The organism is Jiella pacifica (genome assembly GCF_010500815.1).
Taxonomy (GTDB): domain Bacteria; phylum Pseudomonadota; class Alphaproteobacteria; order Rhizobiales; family Rhizobiaceae; genus Jiella; species Jiella pacifica.
Map to the genome: position 1 here is coordinate 320,717 of NZ_JAAAMG010000002.1, position 24,856 is coordinate 345,572.

Annotated in this window: 21 protein-coding genes; 7 read left to right on the forward strand and 14 right to left on the reverse strand. The window is 66.6% G+C overall.

The annotated features are described in order from the left end of the window. Positions 1-53: 53 nt before the first annotated feature. Both fabB and fabI read left to right on the forward strand, forming a co-directional pair. Positions 54-1,283, forward strand: coding sequence for a beta-ketoacyl-ACP synthase I (gene fabB, locus GTK09_RS04180; RefSeq protein ID WP_163461226.1), 1,230 nt, complete (start codon positions 54-56; stop codon positions 1,281-1,283). 17 nt (positions 1,284-1,300) lie between these two features. Further along, a complete protein-coding gene (gene fabI / locus GTK09_RS04185; protein ID WP_163461227.1) occupies positions 1,301-2,143 on the forward strand; it encodes an enoyl-ACP reductase FabI in 843 nt (280 codons plus the stop codon). 110 nt (positions 2,144-2,253) lie between these two features. On the opposite strand, the gene GTK09_RS04190 is transcribed toward fabI, so the two are convergent. The 4 genes from GTK09_RS04190 to GTK09_RS04205 all read right to left on the reverse strand — a co-directional run bounded on the left by GTK09_RS04190 (position 2,254) and on the right by GTK09_RS04205 (position 8,488). Continuing rightward, on the reverse strand, positions 2,254-3,012 hold the full coding sequence (locus GTK09_RS04190; protein WP_163461228.1) for a Bax inhibitor-1/YccA family protein: 759 nt from the start codon (positions 3,010-3,012) through the stop codon (positions 2,254-2,256). A gap of 192 nt (positions 3,013-3,204) precedes the next feature. Then, entirely contained in the window at positions 3,205-4,956 is a 1,752-nt protein-coding gene (locus GTK09_RS04195; RefSeq protein ID WP_163461229.1) for a hypothetical protein, read from the reverse strand. Between the two features lie 173 nt (positions 4,957-5,129). Further along, positions 5,130-7,727 (reverse strand): ABC transporter permease, encoded by a 2,598-nt coding sequence (locus tag GTK09_RS04200; protein WP_163461230.1) that lies wholly within the window; start codon positions 7,725-7,727, stop codon positions 5,130-5,132. Next, positions 7,724-8,488 carry an ABC transporter ATP-binding protein gene (locus GTK09_RS04205; protein WP_163461231.1) on the reverse strand — a complete coding sequence of 255 codons (765 nt, stop codon included), beginning with the start codon at positions 8,486-8,488 and terminating at the stop codon, positions 7,724-7,726. Before GTK09_RS04205 ends, GTK09_RS04200 begins: the two co-directional genes overlap by 4 nt. Before the next feature lie 97 nt (positions 8,489-8,585). On the opposite strand from GTK09_RS04205, the gene GTK09_RS04210 reads away from it, so the two are divergent. Together GTK09_RS04210 and GTK09_RS04215 are read left to right on the forward strand one after the other, a co-directional pair. Next, on the forward strand, positions 8,586-9,284 hold the full coding sequence (locus tag GTK09_RS04210; protein WP_163461232.1) for an arylesterase: 699 nt from the start codon (positions 8,586-8,588) through the stop codon (positions 9,282-9,284). A gap of 49 nt (positions 9,285-9,333) precedes the next feature. Next, the gene (locus GTK09_RS04215; RefSeq protein WP_163461233.1) at positions 9,334-9,858 is read left to right on the forward strand and encodes a TlpA family protein disulfide reductase; all 525 of its coding nucleotides are present in this window, start codon (positions 9,334-9,336) and stop codon (positions 9,856-9,858) included. A gap of 38 nt (positions 9,859-9,896) precedes the next feature. Here GTK09_RS04215 and GTK09_RS04220 read toward each other — a convergent pair whose 3' ends face one another. Then, the gene (locus GTK09_RS04220) at positions 9,897-10,880 is read right to left on the reverse strand and encodes a GlxA family transcriptional regulator (protein ID WP_163461234.1); all 984 of its coding nucleotides are present in this window, start codon (positions 10,878-10,880) and stop codon (positions 9,897-9,899) included. Between the two features lie 225 nt (positions 10,881-11,105). Between GTK09_RS04220 and GTK09_RS04225 the strand changes: the two genes are divergently transcribed. Genes GTK09_RS04225 through choX form a run of 3 tightly spaced genes read left to right on the forward strand, consistent with a single transcriptional unit; the run spans position 11,106 to position 14,577 of the window. Next, positions 11,106-12,011: a beta-keto acid cleavage family enzyme gene (locus GTK09_RS04225; protein ID WP_163461235.1), complete on the forward strand. Its 906-nt coding sequence runs from the start codon at positions 11,106-11,108 to the stop codon at positions 12,009-12,011. A gap of 5 nt (positions 12,012-12,016) precedes the next feature. After that, the gene (locus GTK09_RS04230; RefSeq protein WP_163461236.1) at positions 12,017-13,600 is read left to right on the forward strand and encodes a carnitine 3-dehydrogenase; all 1,584 of its coding nucleotides are present in this window, start codon (positions 12,017-12,019) and stop codon (positions 13,598-13,600) included. Positions 13,601-13,638: 38 nt separating this feature from the next. Further along, positions 13,639-14,577, forward strand: a complete 939-nt coding sequence (gene choX / locus GTK09_RS04235) for a choline ABC transporter substrate-binding protein (protein ID WP_163461237.1) — start codon at positions 13,639-13,641, stop codon at positions 14,575-14,577. Positions 14,578-14,661: 84 nt separating this feature from the next. On the opposite strand, the gene GTK09_RS04240 is transcribed toward choX, so the two are convergent. From GTK09_RS04240 to GTK09_RS04280, 9 genes are all read right to left on the reverse strand, one after another. After that, positions 14,662-15,924, reverse strand: a complete 1,263-nt coding sequence (locus GTK09_RS04240) for an NAD(P)/FAD-dependent oxidoreductase (RefSeq protein WP_246217689.1) — start codon at positions 15,922-15,924, stop codon at positions 14,662-14,664. Positions 15,925-15,992: 68 nt separating this feature from the next. Next, on the reverse strand, positions 15,993-16,706 hold the full coding sequence (locus GTK09_RS04245) for an HAD-IA family hydrolase (protein WP_163461239.1): 714 nt from the start codon (positions 16,704-16,706) through the stop codon (positions 15,993-15,995). Between the two features lie 74 nt (positions 16,707-16,780). Next, positions 16,781-18,856, reverse strand: coding sequence for an NADH:flavin oxidoreductase (locus GTK09_RS04250; protein WP_163461240.1), 2,076 nt, complete (start codon positions 18,854-18,856; stop codon positions 16,781-16,783). A 90-nt stretch (positions 18,857-18,946) separates the two neighbouring features. Continuing rightward, positions 18,947-19,675: an amino acid ABC transporter ATP-binding protein gene (locus tag GTK09_RS04255; protein ID WP_163461454.1), complete on the reverse strand. Its 729-nt coding sequence runs from the start codon at positions 19,673-19,675 to the stop codon at positions 18,947-18,949. 43 nt (positions 19,676-19,718) lie between these two features. Beyond that, positions 19,719-20,570: an ABC transporter permease subunit gene (locus tag GTK09_RS04260; RefSeq protein WP_163461241.1), complete on the reverse strand. Its 852-nt coding sequence runs from the start codon at positions 20,568-20,570 to the stop codon at positions 19,719-19,721. Continuing rightward, entirely contained in the window at positions 20,567-21,313 is a 747-nt protein-coding gene (locus GTK09_RS04265) for an amino acid ABC transporter permease (RefSeq protein ID WP_163461242.1), read from the reverse strand. The genes GTK09_RS04260 and GTK09_RS04265 overlap by 4 nt, the downstream gene beginning before the upstream one ends. Before the next feature lie 50 nt (positions 21,314-21,363). Beyond that, positions 21,364-22,221 carry a transporter substrate-binding domain-containing protein gene (locus GTK09_RS04270; protein ID WP_163461243.1) on the reverse strand — a complete coding sequence of 286 codons (858 nt, stop codon included), beginning with the start codon at positions 22,219-22,221 and terminating at the stop codon, positions 21,364-21,366. Next, positions 22,218-23,816 (reverse strand): FAD-dependent oxidoreductase, encoded by a 1,599-nt coding sequence (locus tag GTK09_RS04275; RefSeq protein ID WP_163461244.1) that lies wholly within the window; start codon positions 23,814-23,816, stop codon positions 22,218-22,220. The genes GTK09_RS04270 and GTK09_RS04275 overlap by 4 nt, the downstream gene beginning before the upstream one ends. Positions 23,817-23,946: 130 nt before the next feature. Continuing rightward, positions 23,947-24,849, reverse strand: a complete 903-nt coding sequence (locus tag GTK09_RS04280) for a LysR substrate-binding domain-containing protein (RefSeq protein ID WP_163461245.1) — start codon at positions 24,847-24,849, stop codon at positions 23,947-23,949. Between the last annotated feature and the right edge of the window lie 7 nt (positions 24,850-24,856).

The window sequence follows — 24,856 nt, forward strand, 5'->3', positions numbered from 1 at the left end:
ATGATAGAGCCTTGCGCGATCATCCTCGGGGAGATCAGGAGAGGACGCACGGGATGAGACGGGTCGTCGTCACGGGTATGGGGATCGTGTCCCCGATCGGGAACGATGTCGAGGAGGTCGCCCTCTCCCTTCGGGAAGCACGCTCGGGCATTTCATTCGCGCCGGAATACCAGGAGCTCGGCTTCCGCAGCCACGTCCACGGCAAGCCGACCCTCGACCCGTCGACGGTTCTCGACCGGCGGGCGATGCGCTTCCACGGCGGCGGCACGGCCTGGAACCACGTCGCCATGGACCAGGCGATCGTCGATGCGGGCCTCAGCCAGGCGGAGATCTCCAACGAGCGCACCGGCATCGTCATGGGCTCGGGCGGCTCGTCGACCATCTCGATCGTCCAGGCGGCCGACATCACCCGCGACAAAGGCCCGAAGCGAATCGGCCCGACGGTCGTGCCCAAGGCAATGTCCTCGACCGCGTCGGCGACGCTCGCCACCTGGTTCAAGATCAAAGGCATCAACTATTCGATCTCGTCTGCCTGCTCCACCTCCAGCCACTGCATCGGCAACGCCGCCGAGCAGATCCTGATGGGCAAGCAGGACATGATGTTCGCCGGCGGCTGCGAGGACCTCAACTGGTCGCTCTCCAACCTCTTCGACGCCATGGGCGCGCTCTCCTCCGACTTCAACGAGACCCCCGGCATCGCCTCGCGCGCCTATGACAAGAATCGCGACGGCTTCGTCATCGCCGGCGGCGCCGGCGTGCTGGTTCTTGAGGAATTTGAACTGGCGAAGGCGCGCGGCGCGAAGATCTACGCAGAGCTCGTCGGCTATAGCGCCACCTCCGACGGCGCCGACATGGTCGCGCCCTCCGGCGAAGGCGCGGTGCGCTGCATGCGTCAGGCGCTGCAGGGCTTCGACGGCAAGAGCAACGCCTCCGTCGACTACATCAATCCCCATGCCACCTCGACGCCGGTCGGCGACAGGATCGAGATCCAGGCGATCCGCGAGGTCTTCGGCGAGGACATTCCGCCGATCTCCGGCACCAAGTCGCTGACCGGGCACAGCCAGGGCGCGACCGGCGTCCATGAAGCGATCTACTCGCTGATCATGATGCGCGACGGCTTCATCGCCAAGAGCGCCCATATCGACGAAATCGACCCGGAATTTGCGGACGTACCCATCGTCCGCGAGCGCCTCGACGACAGGCGTCTCGACCGGGTGCTCTCCAATTCCTTCGGCTTCGGCGGCACCAATGCCTGCCTCGTCTTCCAGCGGGTCAGCGAATAATGAAAAGAGAGACCGCCATGGGCGATCTGATGCAAGGCAAGCGCGGCCTCGTCATGGGCGTCGCCAACCACAACTCGATCGCCTGGGGCGCAGCCAAGGCCTTGTCCGACCAGGGGGCGGAGGTAGCCCTCACCTATCAGGGCGACGCCTTCGGACGGCGGGTGAAGCCTTTGGCCGAGGAGATCGGTTCGAAGTTGGTGATTCCTTGCGACGTCGAGGACACGGCATCGCTCGACGCCGTCTTCAAGACGCTGAAGGACGAATGGGGCTCGATCGACTTCGTGCTGCACGCCATCGCCTTTTCCGACAAGAGCGAGCTGAAGGGTCTCTACGCCAACACGACGCGCGAGAACTTCACCCGCACGATGGTGATCTCCTGCTTCTCCTTCACCGAGGTGGCGCGCCGCGCCGCCGAGATCATGGGGAATGGCGGATCCATGGTGACCATGACCTATGGCGGCTCCGTCCGGGTCATGCCGAACTACAACGTCATGGGTGTCGCCAAGGCCGCGCTGGAAGCATCCGTCCGCTATCTCGCCGCCGATTTCGGCCCGCGCAACATCCGCGTCAACGCCGTCTCGGCCGGGCCGGTCCGCACCCTCGCCGGTGCGGGCGTCTCCGACGCCCGGCTGATGTTCAACTATCAGCGCCGAAACGCGCCGATGCGCCGCAACACGACGATCGAGGAGGTGGGCGGCGCCGTCCTCTACCTGATGTCGGAGCTCGCCAACGGCGTCACCGGCGAGATCCACTATGTCGATTCCGGCTACAACGTCATGTCGATGCCAGCCCTGGACGAGCTGAAAGCCCAGGAGCAACGCAAGGCGATGGTCGAGGGCGAGGACGACGCCGAGAGCTGAGCGCTTTCGCCGCCGCGGCAATCGGTCAAAGACATCGCGACTGACTTTCAGATACGAAAAAGGGCGGCCCGAAAGCCGCCCTTTTCTCATTCCGTCGTGTGCCTGGCAGATCAGTTACGATTGCCGAAGAGCTGCAGCAGGAAGAGGAACATGTTGAGGAAGTCGAGGTAGAGGCGGAGCGCCCCCATCACGGCCTTGCGGCCCATGACGGCGGAGCCGTCACCCTCGTAGTACATTTCCTTGATCTGCTGCGTGTCGTAGGCCGTCAGGCCCGCGAAGACCAGAACACCGATCACCGAGATCGCGAAGGTCAGCGCCGGCGAGGCGAGGAAGATGTTCACGATCATCGCGATGACGATGCCGATCACGCCCATGAACAGGAACGAGCCCCAGCCCGAGATGTCACGCTTCGTCGTGTAGCCCCAGAGCGACAGAGCGCCGAAGGAGGCCGCCGTGATGAAGAACACCTGGGTGATCGATTCCTGCGTGTAGACGAGGAAGATCGTCGACAGCGACAGGCCCACCATGGCCGCATAGGTCCAGAAGGTCGCCTGCGCAGCCTGAACGCTCATCTTGTGCACGCGAAACGACAGGAAGAACACCATCGCCAGCGGCGCCAGCATCAGCACCCAGCGGAGCGGCGAGTTGAAGACCACGTTACCCAACTGGGTGAGGCCGACCACATCGCCCGCGCCGTTGGTGACGACGGAGAACGAGTAAAGCGCATAAGCCGCGATGCCGGTCAGCGCGAGGCCGCCCGCCATCAGGTTGTAAACCTTCAGCATATAGGTGCGAAGGCCCTGGTCGATGTCAGTCCGGGTACCGGCAGCGGGTACGGACCGCATACTGGCATTCCGATAATCAGCCATGGATGAATTCCTTTCTGCGTGTCCCGTCCGGTGTCCGCGCCCTTATCTTTCAAACGGGCGGGGAGGCGCCGCTGGCGGGACGCCCAGCAGTCCTGCGGCTAATATGCGGATTGCGGTTTTCCGGCACAAGAGGACAGGCGCCGGTTCCGCAGGATTTCGAGGCTTTCGGCGCTGAATTCGGCGTGAGCTTCGTTAACGCTTTTCGTCAGCAGCAAGCGCCGAGGAAACTTGCCCTTCCACCTGGGGAGCGGAGCGCCCGTTCGGCGGATCGGCTCGGACGAATCCGTCCCAGCAGGGCGACAGGGCGATCGTTCTGCGGCCGCCGAGACCCGCGGCATAGATGTCCCTGATCCTGCGGTTCGCCACCGTCTCCAGGCAGCGGGGCCAAAGCACCAGATCCGTTTCCTCGAGTGCTTTCGCCGTCCTTGCGTCCACCGGCGGAACGGTCCTGAACGGGTCGGCGCCGATCGAGACGTATTTCGGGGCGCTTCGCTCCAGGAGATAGGGAAACGGGTTGACGAAGTTCAGGCTGAGGATCGTGTCGAATCTCATGCCGGCCTCCTTCTCATACGCCCTGATAACGGACACCGCCTCGCCTGCCGCCTGCAGCCAGGCGATCTGGAAGTCCGGCTCGTTGTAGATGATGTAACTCGGCAGGCGGCCGCGGTCGGCTGCCAGGGCATAGTAGCCCGGGAACGCCACGGCGAGTTCGCGCATCAGGCCCGCCCGCTCGAAGCTCTCCGGATGCTGGCTCACCGCAGCGATCGGCCCCAGCTCCGGCGCGTCGAGGCGCTCGTAGCGAAGCTGTGCCGCGTAGGTCCGCATCGCCCGGCCGGCGACGTTCTCGATGGCGGGCATCAGCGCCGCGACCGCGAGGGCGCCGAGAACGAGTTGCCGCCGTCCGCTGGCAAGCTCCCCGTCGATCAGGCAGCGGATGACCGGTGGCCACAGGAAGATGAAGGCCTGGCTGCCCCAGTTCTCGCTCTCGAAGACGATCCCGGCGACGATGGCGATGAGGATCCATGCCGAATGGGTGTCGAAGACGGCCAGGGCCGCACTGCGCCCCGCCCTGCGGACCACGAGGGCCCGCAGCCCGCTGAGGAGCGCCTTCCGCTCCAGGACCCACAACGCCAGCGCAAGAAGAAGCGCCAGAACGATCTGGGAGAGATGGATGGAGATGCCTCGCATCAGCGCGAAGATCATCGAGCCGTCATTGATCTCCACCAGCTTGACGATGTCGCGAAGATAAGCCCCGACGACGCCGCTCCACGCCTCGAGGCCGGCGATGGCGAGCACGGACATGGTCAGAGCCACAAGGAGTTGTCGGGTTGCAAGCCTGCCCGACAGAAACGCCAGCCCGACGAACGGCACAGCCGCGAGCAGGCCGGTGATCTTGATCAGGAACAGGGCGAGGAGGCAGCCCGCGACGCACAGAATGCGCGCCCAACGCGCCTCGACGAAGAGCAGCGCCGCCAGCAGGAGATAGAGGAGTTGCGCCGGCTGCCGGTTGTAGATGCCGTATCCGTCCGCGCCGGGATAGGGATAGTACTGCTCAACATTGAAGGGCAGGACCGAGAAGAGCAGAAATGGCGCCGCCAGGGCGACGGCGAGCCACCGACTGCGGCGCGATACGTCATAGACGACCACCGCCATCAGCGGTCCGCTCACGAGCAGCAGCATCCAGGACGCGGCATAGAGCGCCTGGGCGTGCGGAAAGACCTGAAGCACCGCGTAGAACAGCCAATAGCCCAGCGGTCCGCCCGGGGTCATGAAGTCGACGCTGGGGATCTGGCCGTCGGCGATGCGGGCCGCGCCGTCGTAGTAGATCAGCGTATCCCAGTAGAACGGACCGACCGGGGCGGAAAGCGGCAGCGCGAGCAGCAGCAAGACGCCGAGAACGACCGCCGAGAAGACGACGGGCGGAACGAGGGCACGAGGAGACATGACCGACCTGGAAACTGGACGACGCGGAGACCGCCGCCCGCCACGCTGGCGGTTCGGACTGAAATTTCAGTTAAGTCGGCAGGCGCCCAGTCCCGGCGAAGGCTCCCCTACCGGCACCCGTCGGTCCCGCCCCCCGCCGAAGCCATCGCCTCGGCGGCCGAGCCTTCACGGCGTTACAGGTTCCGCAACACCGGCGCCGCCTTCTGGCCGAGGATGCGCCACGTGCCGGCGAGACCGAAACCGACGGTCAGGACGAGCGAGACGATCAGCGTCGTCAGCGCCACGGTCCAGTCGAACACCCAGGGCAGCGCCATAATGGTGTCAACGACGAACCAGGAGGCCGCCGCACCCGCCGCCACGGCGAACACACCGGTGGCGAGGCCGAGCAGCATGTATTCGGTCGCAAATGCCTGCACGAGCGTCACCCGCGTCGCGCCGAGGGTCTTCAGGACCACCGCATCGTGCATGCGCCCGCGATTGCCGGCGGCGAGCGCTCCGGCGAGCACCAGCACCGAGGAGACGAGGGCGACGGCCGCCGCGACGCGAATGGCCAGTGCCAGCTGGGCGATCAGGGAATTGACTGCGTCGAGCGCCTCCTTGACGCGCACGGTCGTCACCGCAGGGAAGGCGTTGGTGATCGCGTTCACGACGCTCCTCTCGGCCGCCTCGCCGTCATTGGGGATCGACAGCGTCGCGAGCCAGGCATGCGGCGCCCCGGCAAAAGCGTTGGGCGAGAACACCATGACGAAATTGATGCCGAGATTCTCCCATTCGATCTGCCGGAAGTTGGCGATCTTCGCCGTGATGTTGCGACCCAGCACGTTGACGGTCAACGTGTCGCCGACCTTCAGGCCGAGTTCGCCCCCCTCTTCGGCGGCGAAGGATACCAATGGCTCGCCGGAATAATCCTCTGGCCACCATTCCCCTTCCGAAAGGCTCGAATTTTCCGGCACGGTCGGCGAATAGGTGATGCCGCGATCGCCGCGCAGCACCCAGCCGCCCTCGGCCGGAATCTTCATCGTCGCGACGTCCTCGCCGTTGAGGCGGGTGATGCGCCCGCGCAGCATCGGCGCCGCGTCGAGGGTCGAGCCCGGTGCAAGCTCCTCCACCTTGGCGCGGAACGGATCGATCTCGCCGCTCTGGATGTCGATGAAGAAGAAGTCCGGCGCCCGGCTGGCGAGCCCCGTGCCGATCTCGCGGCGAAGGTCGAAGTCGATGATCGCCAGCGTCACGAGCAGCGTCAGGCCGAGGCCGAGCGACAGGACGACGGAGGACGTCAGCGCGCCGGGACGATGGATGTTGCCGATCGCCAGCCGGAGCGGCGTCGACTGGACCCTCGGGGCCCGCCGGGCCGCCCAGGATATCCCCATCGCCACGACGCGCAGGATGACGAAGGCCGCGGCCGTGCCGCCGAGGAAGATCAGCGCCACCTTCTTGTCGCTCGCCATGAACACGGCGAGCCCGGCGATCATGATCGCGAGGGCGATCGCCGCGCCGAGATAGCTCCAGCGCATCGGCGCCGTGCCGGCGCCCCCCGCATCGCGGAAGAGTGCCGTCGCCGGCACGTCGCGGGTCCGCCCCAGCGGGATCAGCGCGAATGCCAGCGCCGTCAGAAGCCCGAAGATCGTGGCGATGAGAAGCGCCCCCGGATAGACGGTCGCATTGGCCGCGACGGGGATGATGCTCTCGAGAAAGCGGGCAGTCACGAACGGCGCGATGATGCCGAGGACGAGGCCGAGAAGGATGCCGACCCCCGCCAGCGCCATGATCTGCATGAGATAGACGACGACGACGAAGCGCCCGCTCGCTCCCAGGCTCTTGAAGGTGGCGATGACCTGGCGCTTGGAATCGATGTAGGCGCGAACCGCATTCGCGACGCCGACGCCGCCGACGATGAGAGCGGTGAGCCCCACCAGCGTCAGGAATTGCGAGAACCGCTCGATGTTCCGCTGCAGCGAGGGCGAGGCGTTCTTCGCCGTGCGGACGCGAAATCCGGATTCAGGAAAATGGTCGTTCGCGGTTTTGACCGCCACCTCGGGATCGACGCCGGGCGGCAGCTCGATCTTGTAGGCGTATTCGATGAGGCTGCCCGGCTGGACGAGGCCGGTCGCCGCCAGCGCGGCCTTCGAGATCATCAGCCGCGGCGCGAAGTTGATGCCTTCCGCCAGGAGATCGGGCTCGCGGTCGAGGACGCCCGTGAGGGTGAGGGTGAGGTTACCGAGCTTCACCTCGGCGCCGGGCTCGATGCCCAGGCGGTCGAAGAGGCTCCCCTCCGCCACGGCGCCGTAGCCGCTGCCCGTCTTGGCGAGGAGATCGGCGAGCGGACGCTCCGGTGTCGTCTCAACCGTCCCGTAGAGCGGATAGGCGCCGTCGACGACCTTGACCTCGGCGAGCGACTGGTCGCTGCCGTCGGGCCGCCTGACCATGGAGCGCAGGGTCGCGGTCTGGGACACCTTGCCGAGGTCGCTCATGTATTTCATCTCGTCCGGCGTCGCTTCGCGCTGGATCAGCGCGAAGCGCAAGTCGCCGCCGAGGATCGCCCGCCCTTCCCGCTCGATGCCCTCGGACATCATCCCGGCGACGGAATTGACCGCCGCGATGGCGCCGACGCCGAGGGTGATGCAGGCAAGGAAGATGTAAAAACCGGACAAGCCGCCGCGCATTTCGCGCAGGGCAAACCGCAGCGCAAGTGCGAAGCGGGCGCCGAAGCCCGGTGTGTCCGCGAGGTCGCCGTGACGCGCCCGCGAAAATTCCTCGGTGGTCGCCGTCATCGCGCGGCCTGCGCCGGGCTTTCAGCCGCAAGTGTCTTCGGCGGCTGTTTCGGTGCCGCCCCAGGTCCTGCCCCGAGCGCACCGGTGCCGTCGTCGTGAATGATGCCGGACCGCACGGCGATCGTCCGCTGGCAGCGCGCGGCGAGCGCCGGGTCGTGGGTGACGAGGACGAGGGTCATCTGCCGGCGCGCCTGCTCGGCAAAGAGGAGATCGGCGACCTGCCGGCCGGTCTCCTGGTCGAGATTGCCGGTCGGCTCGTCGGCGATGAGGATGGCCGGCTCCGGCGCCAGCGCCCGCGCCATGGCGACGCGCTGCTGCTCGCCGCCGGAGAGTTCGCCCGGATAATGGGTTGCACGATCCTTCAGGCCGACATTGGAGAGTTCGCGCTCGGCCCGGGCGAAAGCGTCGGATGCGCCGGCGAGTTCGAGCGGCACGGCGACGTTTTCAAGGGCCGTCATGTTCGGGATCAGGTGGAAGGACTGGAACACGATACCGACGTTGCGGCCGCGGAACGCCGCGAGTTGATCCTCGCTCATGCCGACGAGCGGCGTGCTGGCGATCTCGACGAGCCCTTCGTCGGCGCGCTCCAGCCCCGCCAGAACCATCAGCAGCGTCGATTTGCCCGAGCCGGACGGGCCGACGATGCCGACGGATTCGCCGCGCTGGACCGAAAGGTCCACGCCCTTCAGCACGTGCACCGTCGAGCGGCCGCTGCCGAGGGTCAGTTGAACGTTTCGTAATCGGATTGCCGTTTCCGCCAAGGTCGTCACTTCCTATGTCAGGATCGTTGAATTCTGCGGGCCTCTCGTCCGGCCCGCACGGCGGTTCGGCCGGCTCGGCTGACCATATGGGTGCCTCATGCAATGCTTCCAACCGCTCGCCGGCCGTCTGGCCATCGTCCTCACGGCCTTGTCATGGCTCGCCGTCGTCGCGGCGTCGCCGACGGCGGCGCAATCCTCCACGCCTGAGGCCGGTGGCAAGTCGATCGAGATCGTCGCTTTCGGCGACAGCCTGACCCAGGGCTATGGCGTCGATCCCGGCAAGGCGTTTCCCGAGCAGTTGCAGGCCGCCCTGCGCAAGGATGGGCTGAACGCGACGGTGGACAATGCCGGCGTATCGGGCGACACGACGACCGGCGGGCTGTCGCGCCTCGACTGGTCGGTGCCGCAGTCGGCCGATCTCGTCATCGTCGAACTCGGCGCCAACGACGCGCTGCGGGGCGTGTCCCCCGACATCACCCGCAAGAATCTCGACGAGATCCTCAAGCGGCTGACCGAGCGGGGCCAGAAGGTGATCTTTGCCGGCATGCTCGCTCCTCCGAACATGGGCGAGGACTACGCCAAGGCCTTCAACGCCATCTATCCCGCTCTGGCGAAGCAGTATCCGGTGATCTTCTATCCGTTCTTCCTCGAAGGCGTCGCGGCCGAGCCGGGGCTCAACCAGGCCGACGGCATGCATCCGAACGCCGAAGGTGTCGCGGCGATCGTCGCACGGATGAAGCCGGTCATCGATAAGGCGCTCGGCGAGACCGCGGACGCCGGTGGAGCGTCGAATTAGTCTACGGTCGAAATGCGGGACTGACCTGCGTCACCATGCGGAGAAGCGAATGGCGAATCGGGTTCTCCTTCTCTGCCTCGTCGCCGGACTGTCGGCCTTGCCGGCAACGGCCGCAGTCGCCACGCAGCCGGCCGGGACGGTGAGCGCCGAGAGCGTGACGGTCTCCGATGCCAGGGGAGAGCAGAAGACCGTCGCCGATCTCATTTCCGGCCAACCGACCATCCTGCATTTCTGGGCTACCTGGTGTGCCCCCTGCCGCGAGGAACTGCCGCGGCTGGATGCCTTCGCGTCGGGTCTCGAAAGCGGCGGCCTCGGGGGCCGGCTGGTCGTCATCTCGGTGGACACCAAGCCGCATCAGCGGATCACGGCGTTTCTCGACGAAGTCGGCGCGACGCACCTGACGGACTGGCAGATCGCCGAGGGCAACGCCGGTTCGGCTTTTCGGCTGTTCGGCTACCCGGCGACGCTGCTGATGAGGCCGGATGGCACGCTGGCCGAGCGGCTTTCCGGGCCCGTGGACTGGGACGATCCGGACATCCGGAATCGGTTCACGACCTTCCTGCGAGGCGAATAGCCGGCGCGGGACCGTCGTCCGAGCCTCCGGCCACCCCTTCAAGTCGGCCGGGCGGAAGCCTCGACGCTGTCGCGGCGCGTTGCCGTCGGCGGCTGGCCGAATTGTCGCCTGAAGCTGCGAGACAGCGCGGAGACCGACGAAAAGCCGGTTCTCACGGCGATTTCGGCGATGGAAATGTCGGTATCGACGATCAGCCGCCGGGCGGCGGCGAGGCGAAGCGACAGGTAGAACGCGCCCGGCGCGCTGCCGGTCAGCCGCTCGAACGATACTTCCAGGCTCCGCCGCGAGACGCCGACGCGCCGGGCGATCTCGCTCACCCTCAGGGGCTCGTCGACATGCCCCTCCATGATCCGCACCGCGGCGGCAAGCCGGGGATCGCGCGCGGCGATGCGGCCGAGAGCGACGGGCGACTGGTTCCGGCTGCCGGCCTCGAGGCCGTCATAGACGTAGAGGCCGGCCACCTCCAGCGACAGCACCTGGCCCTGCCGCAGCCGGATGAGGTTCAGGAGGAAATCGAGGGCCGGCGCGGCGGCACCGGTGGTGAAGACCCGCCCATCCATCACCCAGCGGTCGGAAACGGTGCGCACATTCGGGAAGGCGGCGGCGAAATTCTCCAGATCCTCCCAATGGGTCGTCGCCGCGCGGCCGTCGAGGAGCCCGCACAGGGCCAGCACCCACGGCCCCGCCTCGATCCCGCCGAGATGGCCGGCATTGCGGGCGGCGGATAGGAGCGCATGCCGGAAGGCGGCGTCGGCATGGCGATGCACGTTGAAGGCGGCAAGAACAATCAGGACGTCGCAGCGCGCCGCCGGATCGAGCGCTCCGTCCACTTTGACGACGAGGCCGCAGCTGGTGCGCGGATCGCGGCCGTCGGGCGAAACGACGCGCCAGCGATAGCATTGGCGGCCGGAAATCCGGTTCGCCCCGCGCATCGGATCGAGGGTCGCTGCGAGCGACATCAGCGACGTCTCCGGCAGGACCACCAGCGTGACGTCGAGGGGTTGGTTCGATTTTCCGAACATCGCTCTGCGCAAATCGTCAAATGGATGACGCAACAGGTTAAGCGCAGTCCTTGCCGCTCCGTCAATCTCTCTCGCCAAAGGACATGAACGGGCAGCCGCCCCATGCACCGCCCCGCCGAAATGGCGGCGAGACGGCGGGAGCATCGACATCCTTCGGCCCGCAGCGGTTCGCCCCGCACCGGCCGAAACCCCGGCGCCCCGTTACCAACCAGGAGGCAGACCACGATGCCACTTCATCCGAGCCGTGACGTCTTCATCACCTGTGCCGTGACCGGCGCGGGCGACACGACAGGCCGTTCCGACAAGGTGCCGGTGACACCGGAAGAGATCGCCGCGGCCGCCGTCGAGGCGGCGAAGGCCGGCGCCGCGATCGCCCACATCCACGTCCGCGATCCCGCGACCGGCAAGCCCTCGCGCGATCTCGGGCTCTATCGCGAGGTCGTGAGGCTGATTGCCGGCTCGGGCGTCGACGTGATCCTCAACCTGACCGCCGGCGCCGGCGGCGACCTCGTCCTCGGCTCGCCCGAAGCCCCGCTGCCGCCGGATCCGGCCGGCACCGACATGGCCGGCGCCGAGGAACGCCTCGCCCATGTCGCCGAGCTTCGTCCCGAAATCTGCACCCTCGACTGCGGCACGATGAATTTCGGCGAGGGCGACTACGTCATGACCAACACGCCGGCGATGCTGAAAGCGATGGCCGCGCGGATCAAGGCGCTCGGCGTTCGGCCGGAGATCGAGATCTTCGACACCGGCCATCTCGTCCTTGCCAAATGGCTGAAGGACCAGGGCCTGATCGAGGACCCGGTGATGGTGCAGCTGTGCATGGGCATCCCCTGGGGGGCGCCCGACGACATCCCGACGCTTTCGGCCATCATGCAGAACCTGCCGAACGATTGGACCTTCTCGGCCTTCTCGATCGGCCGCAACCAGCTGCCTTATGCGGCGCTGGCGCTGGCCGCCGGCGGCAACATCCGCGTCGGGCTGGAGGACAACATCTGGCTGAAGAAGGGCGTTCTGGCGACGAACGGCGACCTCGTCGAGCGCGCGGTGCAGATTGCCGAAGGCATGGGCAGCCGCATCATGAAGCCGGCCGAGGTCCGCGCCAAACTGAAGCTCGAGCGTCGGTGGTGAGCGGGATGGAAAACAAGACGCCCGCTTCGACCGCCGCGCCCGCCCGCGCCCGGATCACCAAGGCCGCCTGTGTCGGTGGCGGCGTGATCGGCGGCGGCTGGGTGGCTAGATTTCTCCTCGCCGGCATCGACGTCGCCGTCTTCGATCCGCATCCGGACGCGGAGCGCATCGTCGGCGAGGTGGTCGCCAATGCCGAGGCCGCCTATGCGGCGCTGACGCAGGCGCCGCTGCCGAAGCGCGGCGCCCTCACCTTCCACGGTAGCATCGCCGAGACGGTCGCCGGCGCCGACTGGATCCAGGAGAGCGTGCCGGAGCGCCTCGACCTCAAGCGCAGCGTCCTTGCCGAGATCGACGCCGTCGCCCATCCCGGCGCGCTGATCGGCTCCTCCACCTCCGGCCTGCTGCCGAGCGAGCTCCAGGCCGAGTTGCAGCACCCCGAGCGTTTCTTCGTCGCCCATCCTTACAATCCCGTCTATCTCCTGCCGCTGGTCGAGATCGTCGGCGGCAGGGCGACGGCGCCGGAGACGATCCGCGACGCCATCCGGCTGCTCGAACCGACGGGCATGAAGGGCGTTGCGATCGACAAGGAGATCGAGGCCTTCGTCGGCGACCGGCTGCTCGAAGCGCTGTGGCGCGAGGCGCTCTGGCTGATCAAGGACGAAATCTGCGACGTCGAGACCCTCGACGACGTGATCCGCTATTCCTTCGGCCTGCGCTGGGCACAGATGGGCCTGTTCCAGACCTATCGGATCGCCGGCGGCGAAGCCGGCATGCGGCATTTCCTCGGCCAGTTCGGCCCGGCGCTCAAATGGCCATGGACCAAGCTGACCGACGTCGTCGATCTCGACGAAGCACTGGTCGACCGGATCGCTGCCCAGTCCGACGCCCAGAACGTGGGCCTGTCGATCCGCCGGCTGGAACAGATCCGTGACCAGAACCTCGTCGGTATCCTCCAGGCGCTGAAGGGCGGCGACGACGGCCGCGGCTGGGGCGCCGGCAAGCTGCTCGCCGACTTCGAACAAGGGCTCTGGCGGCAGGCGGCCGCCTCGGCCGGGACCGATGATTCGAACGCGCCGCAGCCGTTGTCCGTGCGCGTATCGCCGAGCTGGATCGACTATAACGGCCACATGACCGAGCACCGCTATCTGCAGGTTCTCGGCGACGCGACGGACCATGTGCTGCGGTCGATCGGCGTCGACCTCGCCTATGTCGAGGCGGGCGCGAGCTATTACACCGTCGAGAGCCACCTGCGCCATCTCGGCGAGGCGAGGCTCGGCGACACGATCACCGCGGAAAGCCGCGTCCTGTCCTTCGACGGCAAGCGCCTGCATCTCTTCCATCGCCTCACCCGGGAGGCGGACGGCGCGACGATTGCGACCGGCGAACACATGCTCCTGCATGTCGACCGGGCGAGCGGCAGGACGGCGCCCGCCCCCGCCACGATCCTGCGGCGCATCGCGGCCCTGGCGGCAGCGCAGGCGCCGGAGATCGGCAAAGGCGACACCGGCCGCGCCATCCGCCCCGCCACGCCGCCCGCAGAATGCGCCACACCCGCCACTCCGACGGCGACCCGATCCCACCGCGGCTGAGACGCCGCACCCCACGCAACCGGAAGAAAGGAAACGGAATGATCAAGCTCTTGCAGACGACCGCCGCCCTCTCGCTCGTCCTCGCCGGCACCGCCATGGCCAAGGAGCCGGCATCCTGCCAGACCGTGCGCTATTCGGACCCGGGCTGGACCGACATCTCCTCCACCAACGCCCTCCTGAAAAGCGTGCTCGGACCGCTCGGCTATCAGGCCGACATCAAGACCCTGTCGGTTGCGATCACCTTCCGCGGCCTCGCGGGCGACGAGCTCGACATCTTCCTCGGCAACTGGATGCCGACCCAGACCAAGATCGTCGATCCGATGGTGGAGAAGGGCGAGCTGGACGTCTTGAAGGTCAACCTCTCGGGCAACCGCTTCACCCTCGCCGTGCCGGACTACGTCGCCGAGGCGGGCGTCACCTCCTTCGACGATCTGGCGAAGAATGCCGACAAGTTCGATCACAAGATCTACGGCATCGAGGCCGGTGCCTCGGTCAACCAGAACATGCTGCGGATGATCGACGACGACGCCTTTGGGCTCGGCGACTGGAAGCTGGTCGAATCCTCCGAGCAGGGCATGCTCTCGCAGGTGCAGCGGGCCGAGCGCTCGGACAAGTGGGTGGTCTTCCCGGCCTGGGAGCCACATCCTATGAACACCGAATACAAGCTGACCTATCTGAAGGGCGGCGACGAGTATTTCGGACCCAACATGGGATCGGCCGAGGTGCGCACCGTTGCCCGTCCGGGTTTTGCGGAAGACTGTCCGAACCTCACCAAGCTTTTGGAGAACATGACCTTCTCCGTCGACCTGGAGAACGCCATGATGTCGCGGATCCTCACGGACGGCATCTCGGCGGACGAGGCGGCCAAGGAGGCGATCGGCAAGCATCCCGAGCTGCTCGACGAATGGCTGGCAGGCGTGACCACCTTCGAGGGCGAGCCGGGTCTTGCCGCGGTGAAGGGCAAGCTCGGGCTCTGAGCCCCGGCGACATCGGCCAAGAGCCTCTCGGATCTGCCATCCGAGAGGCTCTTGGCGACGACGTGATGCGGTGACGGAAGATCTCTATCGACCGATCGTGTCGAGGAACTGGTACCAGCCGGCGGTGAGCCGCACGGCTGGTTCCCGCAACGGATAGAACGGCACGTTGCTCAGTTTTCGCGGGCCGAGAAGAGCAAGATCCGGCCGGTCGCCGAGGGTGACGTCGGCGGCGTATCGGCCCATCAGCGAGGCCATGGCGATGCCTGCGCCATTATAACCCAGCGCGAACGAGATCCTGTCGTCCAGCCGGCCGACCTGCGGCACGGCGTCGAGGGTCATGGCGACAAGGCCGGACCAACGATGGGTGACCGGAACGTCCCGCAGGTCCGGAAAGACGCGGTGCATCGCCCGCTCCAGCGCGCCGAACGCCGCCTGGCTGTCGTTTTTGCCGAAGGCGCCGCGGCCGCCGAAGATCAGCCGGTCCCGATAAGGCCGGAACCAGCGCATCATCCGACGCGTCTCCGAATAGCTGCGGCCGTGGCGTAGGAGCCGGGCGCGAAGCTCTTCGGAGAGCGGCCCGGTGGCGACCATGGCGCTGCGGAAGGGTATGACGGAACGACGAATCGCGGCCGTTCCCGGCGCGATGTCGGAATAGCCGTTCGTCGCCAGGAGCACCCGATTCGCCCGGATCGTCCCCACAGGCGTCTCGACCACCACCCCGGAGCCATCCTGACGGACGGACGTCGCCGGAGCACCCTCCCAAATGCCGACGCCGCGTCCCCGCAAACCCTCGGCAAGACCGAGGGCATAATTCAGGGGATGGATGAGACCGGCGTGGGAGACCAGCACGCCGCCGATGAAATCGGCCGAGCCGGTCTCCTCGGCCACTTCGTCGCGGTCGAGGATGCGGCTCGTCTCGTCGCCGAAATCCTCCCGCATGGTCCGCGCCTCGGCCTTCAAGGCGTCGAAGGCGCTCTGGGAGTGGGCGCAGCGCAGATTGCCGGTCATGGTGAGGTCGGCGTCGTCGATCCCGTCGCGCCGCACCGCCTCCTCGACGGCAGCGACCGCCTCGTGGCCGAGTTCGGCCATGCGCCGCGCCACATCGAGACCGTGGCGGCGGGCGATGGCGGGAATTGCGAACCGAAACTTCGGCGACACCACCCCGCCGTTTCGCCCGCTCGCCCCCCAACCGATGCCGTTCGCCTCGACGATCAGCGGCCGAAGGCCCCGCTCGACGAAACGTTGGGCCGCAGACAGTCCGGTATAACCGCCGCCGACGATCACGACGTCGACGCCGTCCTGCCCGCCCGTCCCGCCAAGGGCCGGGCGCGGACGCGCCGTTTCCATCCAGAGCGAGGCCGGCCATCCAGCCGCGGAGGCCCCCCTCGCCCCGTCCCTGCCGGGTGCCGCGGTGGTCACCATTCGCCGGCCATGTCGGCGTCGATCGCGTCGGCCAGCTGGGCGAGGGTCGCGAAATGGAAGTCCGGCTTCGTCACCTCCTTCGGTACCGGCGTTCCGCCAAAGCCTTTCTGCCCCTGCCGCCGCTCGATCCAGCACACGGAATAGCCGAGTTCCCGCGCCACGCCGATGTCGTGATACTGGCTCTGCGCGACGTGCAGGATCTCGTCCTGCTTGTAGCCGAAGGCCGACTGGCGGCCCCGGTTGTAGTCGAAGAAGCGGGGATTCGGCTTCGGGATCCCGACGTCGTCCAGGGTGACACCCTCATGGAAAGGGTTGTCGAGCGTGTGGGAGTAGCTGGAAAAGATCACCCGGTCGGCATTCGTCATCGCAACGAGGCGGAAGCGCTTGCGCAGGCGCTTCAGCGCGGCGACCGAGTCCGGGAAGGCCGGCCATTTGAGCACGTGTGCCTGGAACGCGACGGCCGCAGCCTCGCTGGAGTCGAGCCCGAGCTTGCCGGCGACATGCTGATAGACCTCCCCCATGACCTGGCTGGCACGGCCGGGATGGATGTCGCGGGCCTCGACATAGGGACCGAAGATGTCGTCGTCGCTGAGGTCGCGGGCTGCAGGTCCGCCGAAGGCACGAAAACCGTCGAGCAGGCCCTTCTCGAAATCGATGAGGGTTCCCACGACGTCGAAGGTGAGCACTTTGAAGCGATCGAATTGCATGAGGCAGGTGTCCTTTTTCCTAAGTCTTGAGTTGATGTCCGAGTCGATCGGCCGACCCGTCGGAGCGCCGATCGTCAGAGCGGGCTGCAGATGCGGACCGCGTCCAGCATGGCGGCATGGATGTTGCGGCTGGACACCGCGTCGCCGATACGGTGGAGTTCGAATCCGTCCCGTGCCGCTTTCGGTTGGGGTGCGGCCCGCACGAAGCTCTCGATGGCGGTGACGCCCTCGTTCGACGAGGCCGTCCGCAGCTCCTCGAAAAGCTCGTTCATCGGGATGCTGCCCTGCTCGACGATCACCTGATCGACCGGCACGGCCTTCTCCTCGCGGGAGACTTCGTTCAGCAACACGGCCTCGAGCTGATTGTCGCGGCGGCGGACGGCGAGAAGCCGCGTGTCCGATATCGGCTGGAGCCCGAGCGACAGGAAGCGTTTCTTCCAGCGCAGCCGCTCGGCATAGGTCAGCTCTTCGGCGAGATTGGCGTCGATCGTCGCGTAGGTGACGTTGGCGCCCGCTTCCTTCGCCCGCTCGGCCGCGAGCGGCGCCGGATGGCGCCCGGTGCCGTCATAGACGAGGACGTCGCGACCGACCGGTGTCTGGCCGGAGACGATGTCCCAGGTGCTGACGCAAAGCTCGCTGCCTTCCGACAGATCGACCTGCGGCAGGCCACCGGTGGCGAGGATCACCACGTCGGGGCCGAGCGCGGTGATGTCGCCCGCCTCCATGTAGCTGTTGGTGTGAATGGGAACGCCGCGGCGTTCCAGCTCGGCGACGCGCCATTCGACGATGCCGATGAGGTCGCGGCGCCAGGAGCCGGTCGCGCCGAGGAGGATCTGCCCGCCGACGTCGGCGGCCGCCTCGTAGAGCGAGACGTCGTGGCCGCGTTCGGAACTGATCCGGGCAGCCTCGAGCCCGGCCGGACCGCCGCCGACGACGACGACCTTGCGCTTCGGCCCTGTCGCCCGCGCGGTGACGTGGCTGAGCACAGTCTCCCGACCGGTCACCGGATTGTGGAGGCAGGAGGGGCGGTAGGGCGACTGGCAATGGGTCGCGCCGATGCAGGGGCGCACCTGGTCCTCGCGGCCGGCGGCGAGCTTTTCCACCATGTGGGGATCGGCGATCTGGGCCCTGGTCATGCCCGCCATGTCGACCTTGCCTTCGGCGACGGCAAAACGCGCCGAAGCGAGATCGGAAATCCGCGCGGCATGGAAGACCGGCAGCCCGACCTCGCGGCGGAAGGCGCCGACCGGCTCGACCCAGGGAGCCAGCGGCGAGCCCATGCCCGGCATGTTCTCCTCGGCGAGCGCCCGGGTCGTGTCCATCGTGCCGTAGATGGCGTTGAAGAAGTCGACCGCCCCTGCCCGCGTCAGGATCTGCGCGGCCTTCACGCATTCGTCGAAATTCATGCCGCCCGGCGTCGCCTCGTCGACGACGAAGCGGATGCCGACGAGGAAGTCGTCGTCGGTTGCCTCGCGGATCGCTTCGTGGACCATCAGCGCGAAGCGGCAGCGGTTTTCCAGGGAGCCGCCGAAGCGGTCGGTGCGCCGGTTCGTCACCGGCGACAGGAACTGGCCGATGAGATGGCCGGCAGACAGCGTCTCGATGCCGTCGAGCCCGCCTTCCTTGCAGCGCCGCGCCGCCGCGCCATAGGCCTTCACCACCCGGTCGATGTCGTGCTCGTCCATCTCCTTCGGGATGCTGCGATGAAGCGTCTCGCGCAAAGGGGACGGCGCGATGGTGGTCAGCCAGTCGCCGGCATAGGGATCGCCGCGCCGGCCAAGATGGCTGATCTGGCACATCAGCGCAGCGCCCGCCTCATGCATCCGCTCCGAGAACTGCTGGAGATGCGGGATGATCGCGTCGGAGCCGACGTTGAGCTGGCGGAAGATGTTCGGCGAATCCCTGTCGACGTTGGACGAACCGCCGAACATGGACAAAGCGAGCCCGCCCTTGGCCTTTTCCAGATGGTAGCGCTGATAGGCCTCCTGCGGCATGCCGCCGACCTCCAGGCCGCAGGCGTGGCTGGTGCTCATGATGCGGTTGCGCAGGGTCAGATGCTTGATCGTCAAAGGCTGCAGCAAGGGATCCTTCGAGGACGTTCCCGGCGGGTCCCCTTGGGGGGAATTCGAAGTCTCTGGATTATCCAGCATGGCGTTCTCGTAACTTTCGTCAAAGTGGTAGCGCCGGCTGAACGGCTGTCCGTCCGACCGTGGCGTCCGCTGCCCGTTTCGGGCGAGCGCTTAGAAGATCTGGCTCAGAAAACGCTGGGTGCGCTCGTCCTTCGCCTTGGTGAAAAGCTCCTCGGGCGGCCCGTGCTCGACGATCACGCCCCTGTCGGTGAAATACACGTGGTCGGCGACCTCCCGGGCAAAGCCCATTTCGTGCGTCACGAGAATGCAGGTCATGCCCTCGGCGGCGAGTTCCTTGATCGTCAGGAGCACCTCCTTGACCGTCTCGGGATCGAGGGCCGCGGTGACCTCGTCGAACAGCATCACGTCGGGCCGCATGGCGAGGCTGCGGGCGATCGCCACGCGCTGCTGCTGACCGCCGGAGAGATGGCCGGGATAGACGTCTTCCTTGCCGGAAAGCCGCACCTTGGCGATCAGCGCCCGCGCCCGCTCCTCGACTTCGCGCCTCGGCTCCTTCAGCACCTTCACCGGTGCCATCATGACGTTTTCGAGCGCCGTCTTGTGGGGAAAGAGGTTGTACTGCTGGAAGACGATGCCGACCTTCTTGCGCAGGGCCAACTTGTCGAGCTTGGGGTCGTTGACCTCCTGGCCCTCGACCAGGATCGAGCCCTTCTGGATGTCGTTGAGGCCGTTGATGCAGCGGATCAGCGTCGACTTTCCGGAACCGGACGGGCCGATGATGCACACCACCTCGCCCTTCTTGACGTCCAGGCTGACCCCGCGCAGCACCTCCAGCTTGCCGAAGGACTTGTGGACGTCCTTGATCGACACCAGCGGCATGTCCGGGGTCCAGTTTGCCGGCGCCGCCCGATGCGGGGAAATCTCAGGATTCGACGGCATATTTGCGCTCGATCATTCGGGTCCAGATGGAAATCGGGTAGATGTAGGCGAAGAACAGAAGCAGCAGGAACAGGTAGAACGGGACGAGGAGTTCCGGTCGCGCCCCCGCCGCCTCCATGGCGGCCTGAGCGTTCCCGACCGCCTCGCGCACCCCGAGGATCGAGGCCATCGGCGTCGCCATGGCGAGCAGCGCGTACCAGTTCATCCAGGGCGGGATCGCCCGCTTGACGCATTGCGGCAGGATGATCCAACGCAGCGTCTGGCCGTGGGTGAAGGCGAGGCTCTCGGCCGATTCCCACTGGCCCTTCGGGATCGAGACGATCGCACCGCGGACGATCTCGCTCAAATTCGCCATGACCGGCAGCGAGAAGGCGAAGGTGGCCTTCAGCCAGTCCGACATGACGAAGGTCCCGCCGCCGGGCAGTTGAAGCTCGAACGGCACGAGGAGCATGACGACGAAGAGGATCACCAGCCAGGGCGAATTGCGGAAGAGATGCGTCACCAGCCAGGCCGGGACGCTGAGGAAGCGCGTCCGGCTGAGCTGCAAGAGGCCGAGCCCGATGCCAAGCACGGTGGCGATCGCCATGGCGAGGAAGCTCATGCCGAGATTGAGGAGGAAGCCCCTGAGGATGAACGGGATCCACTCGATGAGCGTAGCGAGCGGCGATTGCGGCCCGGTTCCGCCACCGCTCTGGGCATGGGCCGTAGCGATGGCGAGACTGGTGAGGAGCAGCGCCAGAAGCAGGATTCCGTGCCAGCCGCGCAGCGCTCGGCTCGGCAGGAAGGACGAGACCGCCTCGACGTCGATCCGAAAGGCTTTCACCGGCGCCTTCATCGGCCGTATCCCGGCAGTGCGAGGCGCTTTTCGAGCACGTGCAGCCCCGCCGCGATCAGGCTGACGACGACGACGTAGAACAGGAAGAGGACGACCATCATCTCCGGCACGTTGATGTTGTCCGACCAGACCTGGTTCAGCGTGTAGGTCATTTCCGGGACCGAGATGACGTAGGCGAGCGAGGTGGTCTTCGCCAAGGAGACGAGGTTGTTGGTCAGCGCCGGCAGGCTGATGCGGAAGGCCAGCGGCAGGGTGACGTAGGCGTAGGTCTGCCAGGACGAGAAGCACAGGCTCTCGGCCGCCTCGGCGGTGGCCTTGGGCACGGCCTCGATACCGGAGCGGAAGATCTCGACGTTGAAGGCGCCGCCGAAGATCCCAAGGGAGAGGACCGCCCAGGTGAAGGACGAGATCATCGGCTCGTAATAGCCGCCCATGTCGACCTGCGGCGTGAAGGCACCGAGGCCGAAATAGAAGAACAACAGCTGGATCAGCGGCGGCGTGTTGCGGAACAGCTGGATGTAGCCGTCGACGATCCCCCGCAGCAGCGCCGAGCGCGCGGTCTGCACCCACGCGCCCAGCACTCCGATGACGAGAGAAAGAAGGATCGACCACAGGATGAGCTGCAGCGAGATCGAAATGCCCGTCACGAACCGATCATATTCGTAGCGGTCGTAGAATATGATGAAGTTCCATCCCGTCTCGTCGGCGAGACGCTGGAAGATCGGGGCAATCAGCTCGAACAAGCTACGGTCCTGTGCGCGATGGTCTCAGGGGCATCTTCCTTCGGCCGATGTCATTGGCCCTGGAGATAGCTCTCGTCCCATTCGAGCCGCTTGTGCTGCTCGGCGATCCAGTCGGAGGGCTTGACCTCCCACTTCTTCTCGAGCTCGACGAGCTTCCCGTCGGCCTGCCACTTGTAGGCCATGCCGGTCATGAAGACGCCCCAGGGCTTGTCGAGCTCCTCGATCGGAACGGCCGAGGCCCAGGGATTGTTGTAAAGCACGGAGACCGGCATCGTGTAGCCGTCCCACTCGCCGGAGGCGAGATCGGCCATGATGCTCGCATCGTCATAGAGCCAGGCGACGCACTTTCCGGCCCGAAGCGCGGCCTTGCCTTCGGTGTTGCCGGCGAAGGCGACGAGGCGCGGCCCGTAATCCTGCTGGACCTGCTTGTTGTAGTTGGCGCCCTGCTTGGCGCAGACCGGCTTGCCCTTGATGTCGTCCCAGCTCGCCACCGCGCCTTCCTTGGCCATCAGGGTCGGGCCGGAAGTCCAGTAGGCCGGTTCGATGATGCCGATGACCTGGCGACGCTCGGCAGTGTCGTACATGCCGCCGATGATCGCGTCGATCTTGCCCTGCTGCAGGAACTGCATGCGGTTCGCCGAGGTGACGACGACCGGCTCGAGCTTCACACCGAGGGTGTCGGCGACGCTCTGGGCGAGATCGACCTCGATGCCCTGCTGGGAACCGTCGGGCGAGGGAAACGACCAGGGCTTGAAGGCTCCCAGCACGCCGACACGCAGCGTGCCGCGATCGAGGATCTCCTCCAGCTTCCCACCATCCGCCTTTGCAGGAGCAGCCGCAGCGAGAAACGTCGCTCCCATGACGGCGGCAAGGACGGGAAGGCGCGTGATTGTGGCAATCGAATTCATGGCTGCATGTCTCCTGTTGAGGTTGGCATTGCATAAGATCGATCGGGGATTCCGGCTCGAAACACGGTTCGTTGGTAGGCGAGGAAGTGGTCGACCTCTTCGGCCGCGCGCTCGGGTGTCCAGGCGAGGAGGTCCGCGACCGAGGCGGCTGCCTCCTCGACCTCATGACGCGCCAGATGCCGCCGCCAGGCCAGCGCCGTACGCGTGTAGAGAATGCCCTTCAAATCCCGGGCGTGTTCTTCGCTGACGGCCCGGCGCAGCGCCGCCCGGCGAAGGTTTCCGGCGGGTTCGGGTTCGGAGAGGCGCGGGGCGTCCTTGGCGATCCGCCACGGTGTCGGTTCGCCGCCCATTGCCTTGTCAGGCTTGCCGAGCACGGCCTCCGCCCGTTCGCGCATCGTCCTCGCAGCGCCGCGATGCGACATCACCGGTCCCGCCGTCATGGCGAGGACGCCCGGCAGTCCGTCGGCGGAGAGATCGTGGATTTCACGCGACCGCCGCCCCATCGGCTGATCCGCGTCGAAGGTGAGCGGCCGCACCCCGGCCCAGGTGAAGACGACGTCCTCGCGCCTCAGGCGGAGGCCCGGCAGGAGGAAATTCGCCTCGCCGAGAAGGAAGTCGATTTCCGCCCCGGTCGCGGCGACGTCTCCCGCATCCCCTTCGAACGGCGTTTCCGTCGGCCCGAAATAGAAGAAGTCGTCATGGGAGGGCAGGCAATAGAACGGCATGCCCTGTCGGTGCATGGTGGCGATGCCGTAGCCGCGATAGGCCTCGGGCAGCCGCACCATGACGTGACTTCCCTTGGTGCCGCGGATGAGGCGACGGGAGCGACTGGGCTTTTCGCCCGCTCCCGCATTCACACCGTCGATCCAGGTGCCGGCCATGTTGAGGACAAGGCGCGCAGAGACCCTGGCTGCCGATCCGTCCTGCGCCTCCAGCGCAATCTCCCAGCGGCCAGCCGGGTCGCGCTCGACGAGCCGCGCCCTGCAGAAGTTCAGCACCGTCGCACCATGCGCCTCGGCCTCGAGTGCGGCATCGACGCAGAACCGCTCCGGCCAGTCGAAGACGTATTCGCGATAGGTCGCGATCGATTCCAGGCGATCGCGGTTCCGCAGGTCCTTCGCGAATGGGAGCCGTGCGTCGAAATCGGTGGTGATCTTTTGGTAGTCGAGCGGCGGCTCACTCGGGCCGAGCTGCTGCAAAAGCCTCAGACCGACATCGAGGTGCCACGGCCTGACGGGGCTTTCAGGATAGACAGGAAAGCACATGGTGAAAGGCTTCACGGCCTCCGGCGCGGTCGCCGCGATCTCGTGTCGGGCCTTCATGCCCGCCCGCGCCATCGTCATGGCGTCGACAAGGCGTCGCGGATGGAGGCCGAAGGTCCGAACGGGTGCTTCCGCCTCGAAATAGCGCAGGCCACAATGGAGCATGCGGGACGAGCGGCCCGAGGCCCCTCCGGCGAAATCGCCCTTCTCGCAGAGTAGCACCGTGTATCCGGCCAGGGTCAGTTCGCGCGCGGTGGCGGCGCCGTTGATCCCCGCCCCGATGACGGCGACGTCCCATTGCGATCCCGCGATTTCGGCCAGCGCCTGCCCCATTTCATCCCCGATCGAGCGGTTCCGGAGCCGACTATGCAGAACGGTTTGAAATGTTCAAAATTGAAAATATGGCGATGGTTATGCGTAAATGTTATATCGTGGCCCGCGGATATCTCCGCGCCGTTGCCGGTCAGGTCGGGACCTGAGCGAGGATCTCGTCCCGCAGGTTTCTTGCCAGGAAGAGCATGTGCTCGACCGCCGGCGTCGCGCCGCGCGATTCCGGGCGCAGCAAGGCGAGGTTGAAGGGGATCGCCGGCCGGAACGGGATCAGTCGGATCCTCTCGTCGGCCTGCAGGACCGCCGTATAGGGATCGACGATGGCGATCCCGAGCCCCTGCTTGACCATCTCGTAGGCGGCGCCCGAGAGGCTCGTCTCGCAAAGCGCCTCGATCCGCACGCCGGCGGTGACCATCACCTGATCGATGAGGTGGCGGGCCGAGACGAAGGGCGTCCAGTTGATCATCGGCCCCTTGCGGAGGTCCTCGGGCGTCAGGCAGGAGCGATCGGCGAGTTCGTGGCCGCTCGGAACGGCCGCGACATAGGGCGCGTTCGAGAAGATATCCGTCTCGAAACCGGAGCGGCGCACCGGCATCTCGGCAAAGCCGAAATCCACCTGCTGGCCGGCGGCCCATTCCTCAACGGTGGTCGACATGCGGATGTTGAGGCTGACCCGGGTCTCCGGCCAGTCCTGCCGAAACCTGGCAATGACGCGCGGCATGAAGCCCATGCCGAGGGCCGGCAGGATGGCGAGGCTGACCTGATTGCCCTGCCCCTTGGCAAGGCGCGTGGCGAGATTTTGCAGGGAATCGAGCGAGACATAGGCGCGCTCGACCTCGTCGAGCAGCCGGTGCGCCTGGGCCGTCGGCCGGATCAGGCCCTTTCTGCGCTCGAACAGCGCCAGTCCGAGCTCGGCCTCCAGCCGGTCGAGCAGCCGGCTGACGGCCGGCTGGCTTCGCCCCAGGATTTCGGCCGCCCCGCTGACCGTGCCCGTCATCATGACCGCGCGAAAGGCGGCGAAATGCTGGATGTTCACCGGCCGC

What these genes read in the sequence shown, in the direction of transcription:
- fabB (WP_163461226.1), top strand. Translation starts at nt 54, where the DNA reads ATGAGACGGGTCGTCGTCACGGGTATGGGGATCGTGTCCCCGATCGGG.
- fabI (WP_163461227.1), top strand. Translation starts at nt 1,301, where the DNA reads ATGGGCGATCTGATGCAAGGCAAGCGCGGCCTCGTCATGGGCGTCGCC.
- GTK09_RS04190 (WP_163461228.1), bottom strand. Translation starts at nt 3,012, where the DNA reads ATGGCTGATTATCGGAATGCCAGTATGCGGTCCGTACCCGCTGCCGGT.
- GTK09_RS04195 (WP_163461229.1), bottom strand. Translation starts at nt 4,956, where the DNA reads ATGTCTCCTCGTGCCCTCGTTCCGCCCGTCGTCTTCTCGGCGGTCGTT.
- GTK09_RS04200 (WP_163461230.1), bottom strand. Translation starts at nt 7,727, where the DNA reads ATGACGGCGACCACCGAGGAATTTTCGCGGGCGCGTCACGGCGACCTC.
- GTK09_RS04210 (WP_163461232.1), top strand. Translation starts at nt 8,586, where the DNA reads ATGCAATGCTTCCAACCGCTCGCCGGCCGTCTGGCCATCGTCCTCACG.
- GTK09_RS04215 (WP_163461233.1), top strand. Translation starts at nt 9,334, where the DNA reads ATGGCGAATCGGGTTCTCCTTCTCTGCCTCGTCGCCGGACTGTCGGCC.
- GTK09_RS04220 (WP_163461234.1), bottom strand. Translation starts at nt 10,880, where the DNA reads ATGTTCGGAAAATCGAACCAACCCCTCGACGTCACGCTGGTGGTCCTG.
- GTK09_RS04225 (WP_163461235.1), top strand. Translation starts at nt 11,106, where the DNA reads ATGCCACTTCATCCGAGCCGTGACGTCTTCATCACCTGTGCCGTGACC.
- GTK09_RS04230 (WP_163461236.1), top strand. Translation starts at nt 12,017, where the DNA reads ATGGAAAACAAGACGCCCGCTTCGACCGCCGCGCCCGCCCGCGCCCGG.
- choX (WP_163461237.1), top strand. Translation starts at nt 13,639, where the DNA reads ATGATCAAGCTCTTGCAGACGACCGCCGCCCTCTCGCTCGTCCTCGCC.
- GTK09_RS04240 (WP_246217689.1), bottom strand. Translation starts at nt 15,924, where the DNA reads ATGGAAACGGCGCGTCCGCGCCCGGCCCTTGGCGGGACGGGCGGGCAG.
- GTK09_RS04245 (WP_163461239.1), bottom strand. Translation starts at nt 16,706, where the DNA reads ATGCAATTCGATCGCTTCAAAGTGCTCACCTTCGACGTCGTGGGAACC.
- GTK09_RS04250 (WP_163461240.1), bottom strand. Translation starts at nt 18,856, where the DNA reads ATGCTGGATAATCCAGAGACTTCGAATTCCCCCCAAGGGGACCCGCCG.
- GTK09_RS04255 (WP_163461454.1), bottom strand. Translation starts at nt 19,675, where the DNA reads ATGCCGCTGGTGTCGATCAAGGACGTCCACAAGTCCTTCGGCAAGCTG.
- GTK09_RS04260 (WP_163461241.1), bottom strand. Translation starts at nt 20,570, where the DNA reads ATGAAGGCGCCGGTGAAAGCCTTTCGGATCGACGTCGAGGCGGTCTCG.
- GTK09_RS04270 (WP_163461243.1), bottom strand. Translation starts at nt 22,221, where the DNA reads ATGAATTCGATTGCCACAATCACGCGCCTTCCCGTCCTTGCCGCCGTC.
- GTK09_RS04275 (WP_163461244.1), bottom strand. Translation starts at nt 23,816, where the DNA reads ATGGGGCAGGCGCTGGCCGAAATCGCGGGATCGCAATGGGACGTCGCC.